Annotated in this window: 17 protein-coding genes; 3 read left to right on the forward strand and 14 right to left on the reverse strand. The window is 62.0% G+C overall.

What is annotated here, in order from left to right; translation table 11 throughout:
• Nucleotides 1–3 precede the first annotated feature (3 nt).
• Entirely contained in the window at nt 4–447 is a 444-nt protein-coding gene (locus ABTV22_RS22070) for a hypothetical protein (protein ID WP_433736583.1), read from the reverse strand.
• A 197-nt stretch (nt 448–644) separates the two neighbouring features.
• On the reverse strand, nt 645–1274 hold the full coding sequence (locus tag ABTV22_RS22075) for a hypothetical protein (RefSeq protein ID WP_433736584.1): 630 nt from the start codon (nt 1272–1274) through the stop codon (nt 645–647).
• Between the two features lie 235 nt (nt 1275–1509).
• On the opposite strand from ABTV22_RS22075, the gene ABTV22_RS22080 reads away from it, so the two are divergent.
• The 3 genes from ABTV22_RS22080 to ABTV22_RS22090 all read left to right on the forward strand — a co-directional run bounded on the left by ABTV22_RS22080 (nt 1510) and on the right by ABTV22_RS22090 (nt 4072).
• On the forward strand, nt 1510–2715 hold the full coding sequence (locus ABTV22_RS22080) for an MFS transporter (protein ID WP_433736585.1): 1206 nt from the start codon (nt 1510–1512) through the stop codon (nt 2713–2715).
• Between the two features lie 165 nt (nt 2716–2880).
• Nucleotides 2881–3003, forward strand: a complete 123-nt coding sequence (locus ABTV22_RS22085) for a hypothetical protein (RefSeq protein ID WP_433736586.1) — start codon at nt 2881–2883, stop codon at nt 3001–3003.
• A gap of 184 nt (nt 3004–3187) precedes the next feature.
• Nucleotides 3188–4072 carry a LysR family transcriptional regulator gene (locus ABTV22_RS22090; RefSeq protein ID WP_433736587.1) on the forward strand — a complete coding sequence of 295 codons (885 nt, stop codon included), beginning with the start codon at nt 3188–3190 and terminating at the stop codon, nt 4070–4072.
• A gap of 102 nt (nt 4073–4174) precedes the next feature.
• Here the strand turns inward: ABTV22_RS22090 and phnP are convergent, their stop codons facing one another.
• The 12 genes from phnP to phnD form a co-directional block, all read right to left on the reverse strand.
• Entirely contained in the window at nt 4175–4924 is a 750-nt protein-coding gene (gene phnP, locus ABTV22_RS22095; protein WP_433736588.1) for a phosphonate metabolism protein PhnP, read from the reverse strand.
• Nucleotides 4915–5481, reverse strand: coding sequence for a phosphonate metabolism protein/1,5-bisphosphokinase (PRPP-forming) PhnN (gene phnN / locus ABTV22_RS22100; RefSeq protein WP_433736589.1), 567 nt, complete (start codon nt 5479–5481; stop codon nt 4915–4917). Before phnN ends, phnP begins: the two co-directional genes overlap by 10 nt.
• The gene (locus ABTV22_RS22105; protein WP_433736590.1) at nt 5481–6626 is read right to left on the reverse strand and encodes an alpha-D-ribose 1-methylphosphonate 5-triphosphate diphosphatase; all 1146 of its coding nucleotides are present in this window, start codon (nt 6624–6626) and stop codon (nt 5481–5483) included. Before ABTV22_RS22105 ends, phnN begins: the two co-directional genes overlap by 1 nt.
• Nucleotides 6616–7335: a phosphonate C-P lyase system protein PhnL gene (gene phnL / locus ABTV22_RS22110; protein ID WP_433741470.1), complete on the reverse strand. Its 720-nt coding sequence runs from the start codon at nt 7333–7335 to the stop codon at nt 6616–6618. The genes ABTV22_RS22105 and phnL overlap by 11 nt, the downstream gene beginning before the upstream one ends.
• Nucleotides 7335–8141 (reverse strand): phosphonate C-P lyase system protein PhnK, encoded by an 807-nt coding sequence (gene phnK / locus ABTV22_RS22115; RefSeq protein WP_433736591.1) that lies wholly within the window; start codon nt 8139–8141, stop codon nt 7335–7337. The genes phnL and phnK overlap by 1 nt, the downstream gene beginning before the upstream one ends.
• Nucleotides 8138–9010 (reverse strand): alpha-D-ribose 1-methylphosphonate 5-phosphate C-P-lyase PhnJ, encoded by an 873-nt coding sequence (locus ABTV22_RS22120; protein WP_433736592.1) that lies wholly within the window; start codon nt 9008–9010, stop codon nt 8138–8140. The genes phnK and ABTV22_RS22120 overlap by 4 nt, the downstream gene beginning before the upstream one ends.
• Entirely contained in the window at nt 9003–10079 is a 1077-nt protein-coding gene (locus ABTV22_RS22125) for a carbon-phosphorus lyase complex subunit PhnI (RefSeq protein ID WP_433736593.1), read from the reverse strand. The genes ABTV22_RS22120 and ABTV22_RS22125 overlap by 8 nt, the downstream gene beginning before the upstream one ends.
• Nucleotides 10079–10669: a phosphonate C-P lyase system protein PhnH gene (phnH, locus tag ABTV22_RS22130; RefSeq protein ID WP_433736594.1), complete on the reverse strand. Its 591-nt coding sequence runs from the start codon at nt 10667–10669 to the stop codon at nt 10079–10081. The genes ABTV22_RS22125 and phnH overlap by 1 nt, the downstream gene beginning before the upstream one ends.
• Nucleotides 10669–11115, reverse strand: coding sequence for a phosphonate C-P lyase system protein PhnG (gene phnG, locus ABTV22_RS22135; RefSeq protein ID WP_433736595.1), 447 nt, complete (start codon nt 11113–11115; stop codon nt 10669–10671). The genes phnH and phnG overlap by 1 nt, the downstream gene beginning before the upstream one ends.
• A 14-nt stretch (nt 11116–11129) precedes the next feature.
• Entirely contained in the window at nt 11130–11834 is a 705-nt protein-coding gene (phnF, locus tag ABTV22_RS22140) for a phosphonate metabolism transcriptional regulator PhnF (protein WP_433736596.1), read from the reverse strand.
• Nucleotides 11835–11872: 38 nt separating this feature from the next.
• Nucleotides 11873–12655 carry a phosphonate ABC transporter, permease protein PhnE gene (gene phnE / locus ABTV22_RS22145; protein ID WP_110964344.1) on the reverse strand — a complete coding sequence of 261 codons (783 nt, stop codon included), beginning with the start codon at nt 12653–12655 and terminating at the stop codon, nt 11873–11875.
• Nucleotides 12656–12800: 145 nt separating this feature from the next.
• On the reverse strand, nt 12801–13811 hold the full coding sequence (phnD, locus tag ABTV22_RS22150; RefSeq protein WP_433736597.1) for a phosphonate ABC transporter substrate-binding protein: 1011 nt from the start codon (nt 13809–13811) through the stop codon (nt 12801–12803).
• Nucleotides 13812–13813 lie beyond the last annotated feature (2 nt).

Raw genomic sequence — 13813 nt, forward strand, 5'->3', positions numbered from 1 at the left:
GGTTCAGGTTAGATTGCCGCAAAAAATAGCCTGGTTCCCATCGGCCGGGCTTTCGCGCACCACCAACGCATAGCCACCCGCTCGAAGGGTCTCGACGGCGACCGGTGCACTTTTCCAGAAGTACTGGTGCGACGCGCCTGAATAGAACCGTGCATTCGGGCCGTCGTTCAGGTCATAGGCGGGTTTCGCCCCCAGGCTTGTACAACTTCCCGGATAGATGTAGGCCTGCAATCGACCGGGTAATCCGCTGCCCATGGGCTCGCCACTGATGGCAAACCAGAACATGGTCCCATGACCATCGGGCATCATGATTGGCCGGGCGATGTTCCCGGTATTGATGGAAGTAGCGTTCAGGGGAACGTTGGTGACCTGACTATCAGGCACTGTCGAACACCCGGAGATCGTCCCAACCGCTACCACCAACGCCAGCGAAGATACGATTTTCATCGTGATACTCCCGCTTTGTAAGGACGCGTTGAAGTGATCCCCCAGTAGATTTTAGTCGCCAGCAAAATGCTGGCATTTCTTCGGATAACTGGTAGGAGCGAGCATGCTCGCGATGGCGGTATATCAGTGAACATTAATTTCGACTGACACACCGCAATCGCGAGCAGGCTCGCTCCTACAGGAATCTCGGCACGCCATTACATCGGTGGCGTTACCCCGTCCTTGCCTGCGGAAATCGATTGAGCAGTGAGCGTGCCGTCAGCGCTCTGGGTCACGAACGTAACGATCTTGACGCCCACCTTCAGCAAGCTGCGATCCCCCGGCACCAGGTTGACGATGGGCACGTCTTCCGGCACCAGAATCTTCTGTTGGCCGCCCTTGTAGTTCACGGTCAACACCCGGCCATTGCTGACCACCAGATCGCCGACGCTGCCGTTGGTCATGCTGCTGCCCTTGACCAAGTCAAAAGGCCGATGACCATCGCCACTGCCTGCAAGCTCAGGCGGGAAGACATGGACTTCAAGCGCCTTCAGGCTGCCATCCTCTTGAGGAATGGCGGCCGAACCAATGTAGCTGCCAGGTTTGATGTCTTCGATATTGGCCAGGGTGACGGCGCGGACCTTGGTGTCTTTGGTCAGGTTGACCACCACGTTCTCGCCGCTGTTGACGTGGACTTTCAGCACGTCGGGACTCACACCGGTAATTTCGCCGCGCACACCAATACGCATGCCCGGTGCATCTTCAGCCTGGGCCAGCCCGGCGCTGAACAAGCCAACCAGCGTGACCAGTGAAACGCCGCGAACGAGGAGACGAAACATCGCATTCATGGAAAATGCCTGCCTGTGATGAAACGGGAAAGAGAACATAAGCACGCTATCGAACAAGATGTAAGTGAATGTATCATCGGCCGATGATTTTTCGACGCAACGCTCACCGGCAAACGGCACGCGCGTTCGTCACTCATTCCGCAATGGAATGACTGCTATCACCTCAATCCCTCTTCTGCCGTACCGGTCGGGCCTTTAGCCTGCACGCATTCTCTTCTGCTCAGCGAGACACGTTATGAATCCAGCGACTCAGGTGCCCCATGGCACCGTGACAATGACCCGAAGCATGGTGCTGCTGTTCGCCTTCTGTTGCGGTGCGATCGTGGGCAACCTCTATTACGCGCAGCCGATCATCGGCCTGATCGCGCCGGATGTCGGCCTGAGCAACAGCCTGGCCAGCTTCATCGTTTCGCTGACCCAGATCGGTTATGCACTGGGCCTGTTCTTCCTGGTACCGCTGGGCGATCTGCTGGAAAACCGCCGCTTGATGATCATCACCAACCTGGTGGCGATTGCCAGCCTGCTGGGCGCGGCATTCACTGATCAGCCGAATGTGTTTTTGCTGGTTTCCCTGCTGGTGGGCTTCAGCTCAGTGTCGGTGCAGATCCTGATTCCGCTGGCCGCGCACCTGGCACCGGAAGAGTCTCGTGGCCGAGTGGTCGGCGGGATCATGGGCGGGCTGCTGTTGGGCATTCTGTTGGCGCGACCGGTGTCCAGCGTCATCGCCGATCACTTTGGCTGGCGGGCGATGTTTATCTTCGCGGCGCTGTTGATGGTGGCGATCAGTATCGTGGTGGCGGTGACCATTCCCAAACACAAGCCTGATCACAGCGCGACCTATGGGCAGCTGCTCGGCTCGCTGTGGACGCTGCTGCGCAAGCAACCGGTGTTGCGTCAGCGCGCGTTCTACCAGGGATGCATGTTCGCCACCTTCAGCCTGTTCTGGACCGCAGTACCGCTGGAGTTGGCGCGCAATCACGGCTTGTCGCAATCACAGATCGCGATTTTCGCGCTGGTCGGGGCGATCGGTGCCATCGCCGCGCCCATCGCCGGTCGCCTGGCCGATGCCGGCCACACCCGCATCGCGTCCTTGCTGGCGCTGTTGTTCGCCAGCCTGAGCTTCCTGCCGGCCTTCATTCATCCGGCCTACAGCGTCATCGGCCTGGCCGTGACCGGCGTGGTCCTGGATTTCTGCGTGCAGATGAACATGGTCCTCGGCCAGCGCGCCGTTTACGCCTTGGATGCAAAAAGCCGCAGCCGCCTGAATGCGCTGTACATGACCAGCATCTTCATCGGTGGCGCCTTCGGCTCGTCTGTGGCCAGTGTGGTGTACGAACAGGGTGGCTGGTTGTGGATTGTGGTGGTGGGCAGTGCGTTTCCGTTGGTGGCGTTGGTGCGGTTCTTGAGTGTTTCCAAAGCACCTTCCCTGGCAGCGGCCTGATCGGTAGGAGCCGGCTTGCTGGCGATGGCGGCGCCTCCTTCTATAATGGGGCCGCCTGCTACATCGCTATCGCCAGCAAGCCGGCTCCTACGACCGAACCAACTTCTCCATCGCCGCATCCGCCAGAAACGACGAGCGACACTGGCCTCAGCCTGCGTGATCACCATGGACCTGGCAGACCGGGAGACTGGGCCCGGCCGCAACACCTTGCTAGGCGTTCACCTGATCATGAGCATGTCGGAAATCTCGGTGAACCGTGCACTGGACATACTCGACCCCGTTGAGTAGCCCAAGTCACAGAGCCCCGCTTGCACAGGTTATTGTGTCGACCGTAATTCTCATGAACGACACTCAACCCTGTGGGAGCGGGCTTGCTCGCGAAGGCGGCGTAACATTCAACATAGTTGTTGGCTGACCTGACGCCTTCGCGAGCAAGCCCGCTCCCACAATTTCATTTGCAAAAGGACCCACGATGGACCGTCTCGCCGCAATGGAAACCTTCGTCTACGTGGTGGAAACCGGCTCGTTTTCCGCTGCAGCCAGGCGCCTGAATATCGGTCAGCCCGCCGTGTCGAAAACCATTGCTCAATTGGAGGCGCGGCTTGCCGTCCGACTGTTGCTGCGCTCGACCCGAGGCCTGACGCCCACTGAAGCCGGCCTGGCGTTTTTCGAGCGGGCTAAACGCGCCATCGAAGAAGCCGATGAGGCCGACAGCGCTGCTCGCGGTTCGGCCAGCGGCCTGAGCGGCAACCTGCGCGTCTGCGCTGCCGTGACGTTTGGCCGGCAGCACATCGTCCCGCGCCTGGGACCGTTTCTAGAGCAGCATCCGCAACTCAACATTGACCTGATGCTCGATGACCGCCACGTCAATCTGGTGGAAGAAGGCATCGACGTTGCACTGCGCATGGGCACCTTGAGCGACTCCGGCCTCACGGCTCGCAAGATTGCCGAATGCCGGCGCGTGGTGCTGGGCACTCCTGCCTATTTTGACAGACATGGTGAACCCACCTGCCCCAACGATTTGAGTGAACATCAGGCAATCGTCTACTCCTTGGGTGGCGGAGCCACCTGGTCATTCAAGAAGGCCGGCGAAGAACAATCGGTGAACGTCAGCGGCAGGATCCGCGTCAACGCCGCCGAGGGCCTGCGCGCAGCCGTGCTAGCGCATCAGGGCTTGACCATGGCGTCCGAGTGGATGTTTGCGCCGGAACTGGCCAACGGTTCGGTCAGGGAAGTGATGGCCGATTGGACGCTGCCCAATCAAGACCTGTGGGCGGTGTTTCCCACGGGCCGGATGGTCAGCGCCAAGGCACGGGCGTTTGTGGAGTATGTGCAGGGGTTGTTGAATCGGTCTTGAATCAAGATCAAAAGATCGCAGGCTTCGCCAGCTCCTACAGAATCGCAGGTGGACGCGATCAATGTAGGAGCTGGCGAAGCCTGCGATCTTTTGCCGTTAGCGTTACAACACACACCCATCAAACCCCACACTGACATTCCCCGGCAGCTCCCCGCGATGCTCCATCAACCACGCATCCAGCGTATGCCCGACATGGGTCAGCACCGCCGAAATCGGCTGCAGTTCATCAATACACCGCAACGCCAGATTCAGATCATTGTGATTGCGCGGCGCCTGCGGCTGCGGCGGTATCGAGCAGTCCAGCACAAGCACATCCAGCCGCTGACGTTGCAAAAACGCCGTGGTGTCCGGGGGCAGTCCCACGGTATCGGTCAGGTAGGCAATACGCCGTCCCTCACCTTCCAGCAGGTAGCCGAGGGTGGGCTTTGAGTGCTGCAGTGGTAAGGCCGTAACGCTCAAACTGCCGAAGAGGCGAGTTTCGAACGCCTCGAACGGCTGGCTGAAATCCAGAATACCCGGATGTTTGTAGAGGTCTGCCAGACCTTCCGGGTCCGCCGGCCCATGCACCGGAATCACCAGACCCTGCCCCCAGCGCAGATGCAGCAACCCCTGGGCATGGTCGGCGTGGTAGTGGGTCTGGAAGATGCCGTTGAAGCTGCGCGGCGGGAAGCGTTCGGTGAGGTCCGGCAGGCCGCTGTCGATCAACCAGCGCTGATCGCCGCATTCGATCAGCGCGCAGCAGGGTTGCCGACGTAAGCGCTCATCGCCCCGCGCGCGAACGCAAACCTGACATTCGCAACCGTAGACCGGCAGCTGTCGGGCGTCGCCGGTGCCCAACAAGGTCAGGCGCATGCCGCAGGCTCGTCGAGACAGGCCAGCAGATGCTCGACGGTACGCTCCAGCGGCCCGGAGTTATCGAGGACAAGTACGTTCGGATCATCGGCCAACAGGCGTTCACTGAAGCGCGCATTGCGCGCCAGCCGCTGATCGATCTCGGCCTCAGACTCACGCCCCCGCGCCAGCAGGCGCTGTCGCAGCACAGCCTGGTCCACGGTCAGCAATACCGCCAACAAGTGCGGATAGCGCTCGCGGGTTTGCGGCAAATGCCCGCGCGAGCCATTGACCAGCACGTCGTGCCCCGCCGCCAGCCACTCGTCGATTTCTTTCGGGATGCCGTAGGACAGGCCATTGGCCTGCCAGCTCAGGGCAAACGCGCCCCGAGCCTGCATCTCGGCGAATTCCTGCTGGCTCACGCCCAGCGCCGCCTCGCCCACCGCTTCGGCCGACCGGGTGATGACCCGCCGCACGATGCGGCAGCCGCGCTCGGCCAACCGCGCGCGTGCGGCATCCAGCAGGCTGTCCTTGCCCGAACCTGAAGGCCCGATGAGATAGATCAATCTGCCTGGCATCAAAACACCCTCTTCGCTTGTCGCCATACTTGCTGGACCACCGGCAAACCGTCCTGACTGCGCGCCTGTATCAGGTCGGCACGCAAACCCTTGGCGATTTCACCGCGATCGTTCAATCCTGCTGCACTGGCCGGTGCCAGGCTGACCATACGCATCGCTGCCGCCAGGTCGATCCGATCACTTTGCGCCGCCAGGGCAAACGCCGCTTGCAGCAGGCTCGCCGGGTAGTAATCACTGGACAGAATATCCAGCAATCCTTCAGCCGCCAGATCAGCGGCCGCCACGTTACCCGAGTGCGAACCGCCACGCACGATGTTCGGGGCGCCCATCAACACTTTCATGTTGCGTTCCTTGCAACCACGCGCCGCCTCGACGGTGGTCGGGAATTCGGCGATGGTCATGCCGTAGCGCGCCGACTCCTCGACATGGGCCAGAGTCGCGTCGTCATGGCTGGCCACCGACAGGCCAAGCGCCAGACAGTGTTCGACAATCGCTGCCCGATAACGATCGCTGTACTGGCGGGAATTGGCCATCTGCAAGGTGATGAATTCATCCATCTGTGTGGTCGTCAGGTGGTACTTGCCCATGTAGTACTCACGGTACTTGGACTCCAGCACGAATTGGCGCTGACCCGGCGAATGGTCCATCACCGACACCAGCTGCACCAGCGGATGCTCCACCAGATCGCGAAACACACTGAGGGTGTCCGGGTGGCACAGCTCGCAGCGCAGGTGCAGGCGGTGTTCGGCGCGAGTCAGCCCGGCATCGGAGGCGCTGGAGATCGCTTCGAGCATCGCCGGCAGTTTCTGCATGCGATTGCCCTTGGGGTTCACATCGCCGATGGACACCGCGTCGAACACCGTGGTGATGCCCGCCGCGACGATCTGCGCATCATGACTGAGCACCGCCGAACGCGATGGCCAGTCCACGCCGGGGCGCGGGGTCATGTGTTTTTCCAGGTTGTCGGTGTGCAACTCCACCAACCCCGGCAGCAGGTAATCGCCGTTGAGGTCCTGGGCCTGGGGCAAGCGGCTCAGGCCTTCGGCCACGTCGGCGATCAGGCCGTCGCGCAGCAGCACCGTGCCGTAGAACACACGGTCTGCGGTGACCAGTTGGGCATTGCTGAGGATCTGTTCAGCGGGCATCGGCGTATTCCTTGTCGTTCACAGCATTGGGCGTCATGTCCAGGTGGCGATCGGCAACAGCCTCGCGGGCGACACGGTCGTGGAAGATGCCGATCAGCGCGGCACCGGCTTGCTTGGCTTCGTTCATCAGTTCCAGCACCACCTGGCGATTGCTGTCGTCGAGGGAGGCGGTCGGTTCGTCGAGCAACATCACAGGCCACGCCACCATGAACCCGCGCGCGATGTTGACCCGCTGCTGCTCGCCACCGGAGAAGGTATTGGGCGACAGTTGCCACAGGCGTTGCGGGATGTTCAGGCGGCTGAGCAACCCTTCGGCGCGCGATTGCGCCTGTGGCTTCGACCAGCCACGGGCCAGCGCCGGTTCCATCACCACATCCAGGCAAGCCACTCGCGGGATCACCCGCAGGAACTGGCTGACATAACCCAAAGTGCGCTGACGCACCTGAAGAATGTCCCGGGGTTCGGCACCCACCAGTTCCAGCCACTGGCCGTCATGCTGCACGCGGATGCTGCCGCCCGCCGGCAGGTAGTTGCCGTACAGGGTGCGCAGCAAGGTGCTCTTGCCCGCGCCGGACTGGCCGTGCAGCACCAGGCATTCGCCGCCCGCCACACTGAAATCCACCCCGCGCAGCACATTGAGGATCACGCCGTTCTGCTGGTGCAGGGTGAAGGTTTTCGAGAGGCCACGGACCTCGATCAAAGTATTCATCATGGCTGCAACACCGAAGACACCAACAGTTGAGAGTAAGGGTGCTGCGGATCGTCGAGGATCTGATCGGTCAGCCCGGTTTCCACCACACGCGAACGACGCATCACCATCAGGCGATCCGCCAACAGCCGCGCCACCGCCAGATCGTGGGTGACGATCACCACCGCCAGATCCAGCTCCCGCACCAGCCCGCGCAACAGGTCGAGCAAACGTGCCTGCACCGACACATCGAGGCCGCCGGTGGGTTCGTCCATGAACACCAGGCGCGGACTCGACACCAGGTTGCGGGCGATTTGCAGGCGTTGCTGCATGCCGCCGGAAAAGGTCCGGGGCAAGTCGTCGATGCGCTGCGGATCGATTTCCACCTGGCTCAGCCAGTCCAGACCTGCACCACGCAGTTGCTGGTAATTGCGCACACCTTGAGCCATCAACCGTTCGCCAATGTTGGCCCCGGCGGAAACGCCCATGCGCAAACCGTCCCGGGGGTTCTGCTCGACGAAGCCCCATTCGGTGCGTAGCAAGGTGCGGCGCTCGGCTTCGCTGGCGCTGTACAGGTCCAGCCAGTGGCCCTGTTTGTCGCGGTAGCCGATGGAGCCGCTCTGCGGCGGCAAGCGTCCGCTGAGCAGCGAGAGCAAGGTCGACTTTCCGGAGCCGGACTCGCCGACAATCCCCAGCACTTCGCCGGGATACAGGTCGAAGCTGACGTCTTGGCAGCCCTTTTCCGGGCCGTACAACAGCGACAGGTCACGCACTTTCAGCAACGGTTCAGTTGATACGGACAGATCGTTTTTCAGCGCCTGGTTCATTGGCCCTGCTCCTGCTGGCTGACGCGCTGGGCGCAGTAATAGGTGTCGGAACAGACAAAGCTTTGGGTGCCGGCGTCGTCGAGAATCAGCTCGTCGAGGAACGAATCATGGCTGCCACAGATGGCGCAGTTTTCTTCCCATTGCTGCACTTCGAAGGGGTAATCCTCGAAGTCCAGACTGGTGACGCGGGTGTACGGCGGCACCGCGTACAGGCGCTTCTCGCGGCCAGCGCCGAACAGCATCAGCGCCGGGCTCATGTCGAGTTTCGGATTATCAAATTTGGGGATGGGCGACGGGTCCATCACGTAGCGCTCGTCGACCATCACCGGGTAGGCGTAGGCCGTGGCGATGTGGCCGAAGGTGGCGATGTCCTCGTAGAGTTTGACGTGCATCACCCCGTAATCGTTGAGGGCGTGCATGGTCCGGGTCTCGGTTTCCGAGGGTTCGATAAAGCGCAACGGCTCGGGGATCGGCACCTGATAGACCATGATCTGATCGGCGTGCAGCGGGGTTTCCGGGATGCGGTGACGGGTCTGGATCACCGTGGCGTCCGGTGTTGCCTCAGTGGTGGCGACGCCTGCGGTACGGGCGAAGAAGCGGCGGATCGACACGGCGTTGGTGGTGTCGTCGGCACCCTGGTCGATGACCTTGAGCACGTCATCGTCACCGAGAATCGCGGCGGTCAGTTGCATGCCGCCGGTGCCCCAGCCGTAAGGCAACGGCATTTCGCGGCCACCGAACGGCACCTGATAACCGGGGATCGCCACGGCCTTGAGCAAGGCGCGGCGGATCATGCGCTTGGTCTGTTCATCGAGGTAGGCGAAGTTGTACGCCGCGTCGCGTACCGGTGCCTGGCTCAAATCATTCATTGTTTTGTCCCTCGGCAGGCTTGCGCAGTTTGCGGATCAGCTCCAGTTCAGCCTGGAAGTCGACGTAGTGAGGCAACTTGAGGTGCGAGACGAAACCGGAGGCCTCGACGTTGTCGCAGTGCATCAGCACGAACTCTTCCTGCTGTGCCGGTGACTGGATTTCTTCGTTGTACTCCTTGGCCCGCAGTGCGCGGTCGACCAGCGCCATGCCCATGGCCTTGCGCTCGGCATGTCCGAAAGCCAGGCCGTAGCCGCGGGTGAACTGCGCCAGCTCCGTGGCTGAGCCGACGAACTGGTTGACCATCTCGCACTCGGTCACTTCTATGCTGCCCAGGCAGATCGGGAAACCCAGTTCCTCAGGATCGATCCATACCTCGACGTCACCGATGCGGATTTCCCCGGCGAACGGATGGTTGCGGCCATAACCGCGCTGGGTCGAATAACCCAGTGCCAGCAGAAATCCTTCATCGCCACGGGCCAGGGCTTGAAGGCGCTCGGCGCGGCTGGCGGGCAGCTCCAGCGGGTCACGGGTGATGTCGGCGACGCTGTCGCCATTGTCGGATTCGTTCTTGATCAGGCCTTCTTGCGCGAGCAGTCCGAGTACGCGCGGGCAGTCTTCAACGGTGACGTTGTCAGTGGCTTGCGGCCCCGGATACTCACCCTCGGCCAGCAGCGCAAAGTCGAGCAGACGGTGGGTGTAATCGAAGGTCGGCCCCAGCAGTTGCCCGCCGGGCAGGTCCTTGAAGGTCGCCGAGATGCGCCGGCTGAGCTGCATTTTTGCAGTGTCGATCGGCAGGCTTGGGCTGAAACGCGGCAGCGTGGTGCGGTAGGCGCGCAGCAGGAAAATCGCCTCAACCAGGTCCCCCGCCGCTTGCTTGATCGCCAGCGCCGCGAGTTCTTCGTCGTACAACGAGCCTTCGCTCATCACCCGCGCCACCGCCAGCGGCAGTTGCTGACGGATCTGCTCGACGCTCAATTCGTTGACCGAAGTATCGCCCCGGCGTTTTTTCGCCAGCAGACGGTGGGCATTGTCGATGGCCTGTTCGCCACCCTTGACGGCTACGTACATCAGGCACGCTCCTGTGTGATGCGAGTACTGCGCGGCAGGCCGATTAGCTCGTGGCCTGCGGTGAAAAACAGGTCCAGTCCACGGGGGAATTCATTGCGCCGTTCACGTTCGCCCCAGAAGCCATCGGCCACCGGCAATGCGACGGCGTGTTCGGTTTCAATGCCTGGGCCGCGCCACGCCAGCCCCGCCCCGCCATCAAGGCTCGGCAGTTGAACCAGCAAGGTGCAGGACTGATCGGGGTAGCGGTCGTTGCCGTGGTCGAAGCCGCCGAGGTCGAGCAGGTCGTCGGCGGCGAGCAAGGCAAAGCGCGCTTCTTCACGATTGCCGGTCAGCGGGCAACCGCAGTGGAATGCCAAGTTGGCGCTGATCAACGGCGTGTCGAAGGACGGCGCCAGCCACAGCGGCGTGTCGACATCCAGCAGTGCCAGGCACAGCGCGTAAGTCGCGGGTGCCAGGCCTTCGAGGCTCGGCGAGGGTTGCAAGGTCTGGATCACACCCGGACCAGCCAACGCCTTGAGGGCTGCACGAAACCCGTGCTGGGCATCCAGCACCGGGTCGGCGAACGCCGGTTGCAACAGCTGTGCGCTCATCAGTTTTCTCCTCGCACAAGGGTGAAGAATTCGACTTTGGTAGCGGCGGTGTCCGCCTCTTTTTGCGCCCGGCGTTCGGCCTGGGCGTTGGCCAGCGGCGTGATCATTTGTTCGAGCCAATGACGCTGCTGCGTGCCTTGCAGATGGGCGTCAGCCAGTGCGGCCAGCTCGGCGTGGACCTTGTCGCGACCCGCCAGGTAGCTGTAGCCGGTGCGGCCATCGGCCAGACGCACCACGCAACGGGTCACGCTCATTTCACCGACGTTGAACGGCGCGCCGTTGCCGCCCATGCGGCCACGGACCAGGGTCATGCCGATCTCCGGGGCGCGGATCAGTTGGTATTCGACGTCGCGCAGCGCGGCTTCATGGGGCTGCAATTCGCAGCGTAGGGCGCGGGCCAACACGCCGATCCAGTGCTGCCGAGCGGTGTGAGAAGCAGGGTTCATCGGTTGGTTCTCCATCAGGTGACGACCTGGTACTGGAAGCGATCGGAACGGCTGGTGGACTGCGCGAGCTCCACCGCACGGCCATCGCGATCACGGGAAAGGGTGAACACACTCAGCGCCGGCAAATGCCGGGGCATCATCAACAGCGTGGCTTCTTCGCGGTTGGGCAGGCGGGCGCCGATCAGGCTCTGGGTGCGGGTCAGCGGCAGGTCGCGTTCGGCCAGGTATTGGCGCAGGGAGCCGCCGGTGTAATCGGCCAGCAACGGCGCATGGCTGGCACAGTAGCGATGACGGATCAGGCTGACCGGTTGCCCGTCGAGCTTGCGCAGGGTCTGCAATTCGATCATCGGCGCCATCTCGGCAAGGCCCAAGTGCTGCGCTTCTTCACGGCTGGCGAAGCAGTAACGACGCTTGAGCAGCACCGCTTCGACGCCCAGGCCCTGGGCCGACAACGACTGGCTGTAGGCACTGTCGGCGGCCATCGGGTAAATCAACGGGCGTTCCAGCACCTGGGTGCCTTTGCCTTGGCGACGCAGCAGGCTGCCTTCGAACACCAGTTCATCGATGGCGCGGCGCAAGGTGTGGCGGTTGACGCCGAAGCGTTCGGCCAGTTGCACCTCGGCCGGCAGGAAATCCCCGGCGCTGTAATCCGCCAGTTCCCGACGCAGGATGTCAGCGAGTTCGCGGTACACCGGCTCATCTTGTCTAGACAACTGCATGCTTTAAAAAAAGCGCCCGCAGGCACCCCTCCGAAAAATCAGATGTACTGCTTGCGCAGGCGTTGCGAAAAGATGTCGATCAGGCTGACCACGACGATGATCACCAGCAGCACGGCGCAGGTCTGGACGAACTGGAAGGCGCGGATGTTTTCCCAGAGGATCACGCCGATACCGCCGGCCCCGACCATCCCCACCACCGTCGCCGAGCGCACATTGGCCTCGAAGCGGTACAGCGCGTAGGACACCCACAGCGGCATCACCTGCGGGATCACGCCCCAGATCACTTCCTGCAAGGCACTGGCGCCGGTGGCGCGAACGCCTTCGACGGGGCCCGGATCAATCGCTTCCACCGCTTCGGCAAACAGCTTGGCGAGTACACCGGTGGTGCTGATCCACAACGCCAGGACACCGGCGAACGGGCCGAGTCCGACCGCGACGACGAACAACATGGCGAAGACCATTTCGTTGATCGAACGGAAGGCGTCCATCACCCGGCGCAGCGGCTGGTGAATCCACCAGGGGGTGATGTTTTCCGAGCAGAGGATTCCCAGCGGCACCGAGCAGACAATCGCCAGCACCGTGCCCCAGAGGGCGATTTGTACGGTGACGATCATTTCCTTGAGGTACATGCGCCATTCATGAAAATCCGGCGGAAAGAAATCCGCGGCGAAGGTCGCCATGTTTCCCGAGTCGCGGTACAGCGCCATCGGATTCATTTCGGCGCCGTGCCAGGCCCAGGCCAGCAGGACCAGGAACAGGCCCCAACCGGCGTACTGCGGCCAGGTGCGCTTGCCGACAGCTTCAGCGTGCAGAGTGGTCATAAGGGTTCTCTAAAAATTTCTCGACGCAGATCTGTAGGAGCCGGTTGGCTGGCGATTGCGATCTCACATTCGAGATTGTTGGCGCGCGATACACCGCCATCGCCAGCAAGCCGGCTCCTACGAGGGATCATTCGTTGAGCCGGTTTCAACCAGCGTTGGCGGTCTTTTTGTCGGTCTTTTCGAGCAGGCTGATGCGCTCTTGCAGCTTGGCAAGCTCGGCATCGATGTCGGCCAGTTTTTTAGCCTTGTCCGCCGCTTCAAGCTTGCTGTCGGCACTGATCGTGGTGCGCTGCTTGAACAGCTCCAGCTGGCGGATCGGCAGCAACTGGTCGTCGCTGGATTTCAGGAACTTGCCCAACTGCATGCCCGCCAGCACGGCTTTCTCGGAATCGGTGTCGCCGTAGCTGAAGATGAAATCGCGAATCTTCTGCTTCTCGCTATCGCCCAGGGCCTTGCTCCATACCAGCGGGTCGGCGGGGATCAGCGGCGATTTCCAGATCACCTTGAGCATGGCGGCCTTGTCCGGCTGGGTGACTTCCAGGCGATCCCAGCTTTCGGTGTTGAAGGTCGCCACATCCAGTTGCCCCTTGGCCACGCTCAGCGCATTCACTTCATGGCTGGAGTTGAGGGTGCGCTTGAACGCGGTGGCCGGGTCGACGTTGTTCTTGGCGAACACGTAGTAGCCCGGCACCAGGTAGCCCGAGGTGGAGTTCGGGTCACCGTTGCCGAAGGTCAGGGTCTTGGCGTTTTTCAGCATGTCGTCGACAGAATTGATCGGGCTGTCCTTGCGCGCGATCAACACGCTCCAGTAGCCGGCGGCACCACTGGCAGCGGCGGTCTGGGCGAAGATTTCGCCGTTGGAACGGTCCACCGCTTCGATGGCGGCCTTGTTGCCCAGCCAGGCGACGTCGACCTTGTTAAAGCGCATACCCTGGATCAGGCCGGCATAGTCGGAGGCAAAGGTGGCGTTGACCTTCAGCCCGGTTTTCTTCTGCATGTCATCGAGGAACGGCTGCCAGATGCTCTTGAGGTTTTGCGACGACTCGGTGGACATGATGCCGAAGTTGATGGCTTTTTCTTCAGCCTGGGCGGTGCCCAGCACACAGCTGGCAGCGAGGGCTGCAACAGCAAAAACGCGACCGATACGGTTCAACATGG

The sequence above is a fragment of the Pseudomonas putida genome (assembly GCF_050990305.1).
In the GTDB taxonomy this organism is placed as follows: domain Bacteria; phylum Pseudomonadota; class Gammaproteobacteria; order Pseudomonadales; family Pseudomonadaceae; genus Aquipseudomonas; species Aquipseudomonas putida_AH.

Excerpts from the sequence above, each read along its gene's own strand:
- ABTV22_RS22070 (WP_433736583.1), bottom strand. The coding sequence starts at position 447 with ATGAAAATCGTATCTTCGCTGGCGTTGGTGGTAGCGGTTGGGACGATC.
- ABTV22_RS22075 (WP_433736584.1), bottom strand. The coding sequence starts at position 1,274 with ATGAATGCGATGTTTCGTCTCCTCGTTCGCGGCGTTTCACTGGTCACG.
- ABTV22_RS22080 (WP_433736585.1), top strand. The coding sequence starts at position 1,510 with ATGAATCCAGCGACTCAGGTGCCCCATGGCACCGTGACAATGACCCGA.
- ABTV22_RS22085 (WP_433736586.1), top strand. The coding sequence starts at position 2,881 with ATGGACCTGGCAGACCGGGAGACTGGGCCCGGCCGCAACACCTTGCTA.
- ABTV22_RS22090 (WP_433736587.1), top strand. The coding sequence starts at position 3,188 with ATGGACCGTCTCGCCGCAATGGAAACCTTCGTCTACGTGGTGGAAACC.
- phnP (WP_433736588.1), bottom strand. The coding sequence starts at position 4,924 with ATGCGCCTGACCTTGTTGGGCACCGGCGACGCCCGACAGCTGCCGGTC.
- phnN (WP_433736589.1), bottom strand. The coding sequence starts at position 5,481 with ATGCCAGGCAGATTGATCTATCTCATCGGGCCTTCAGGTTCGGGCAAG.
- ABTV22_RS22105 (WP_433736590.1), bottom strand. The coding sequence starts at position 6,626 with ATGCCCGCTGAACAGATCCTCAGCAATGCCCAACTGGTCACCGCAGAC.
- phnL (WP_433741470.1), bottom strand. The coding sequence starts at position 7,335 with ATGAATACTTTGATCGAGGTCCGTGGCCTCTCGAAAACCTTCACCCTG.
- phnK (WP_433736591.1), bottom strand. The coding sequence starts at position 8,141 with ATGAACCAGGCGCTGAAAAACGATCTGTCCGTATCAACTGAACCGTTG.
- ABTV22_RS22120 (WP_433736592.1), bottom strand. The coding sequence starts at position 9,010 with ATGAATGATTTGAGCCAGGCACCGGTACGCGACGCGGCGTACAACTTC.
- ABTV22_RS22125 (WP_433736593.1), bottom strand. The coding sequence starts at position 10,079 with ATGTACGTAGCCGTCAAGGGTGGCGAACAGGCCATCGACAATGCCCAC.
- phnH (WP_433736594.1), bottom strand. The coding sequence starts at position 10,669 with ATGAGCGCACAGCTGTTGCAACCGGCGTTCGCCGACCCGGTGCTGGAT.
- phnG (WP_433736595.1), bottom strand. The coding sequence starts at position 11,115 with ATGAACCCTGCTTCTCACACCGCTCGGCAGCACTGGATCGGCGTGTTG.
- phnF (WP_433736596.1), bottom strand. The coding sequence starts at position 11,834 with ATGCAGTTGTCTAGACAAGATGAGCCGGTGTACCGCGAACTCGCTGAC.
- phnE (WP_110964344.1), bottom strand. The coding sequence starts at position 12,655 with ATGACCACTCTGCACGCTGAAGCTGTCGGCAAGCGCACCTGGCCGCAG.
- phnD (WP_433736597.1), bottom strand. The coding sequence starts at position 13,811 with ATGTTGAACCGTATCGGTCGCGTTTTTGCTGTTGCAGCCCTCGCTGCC.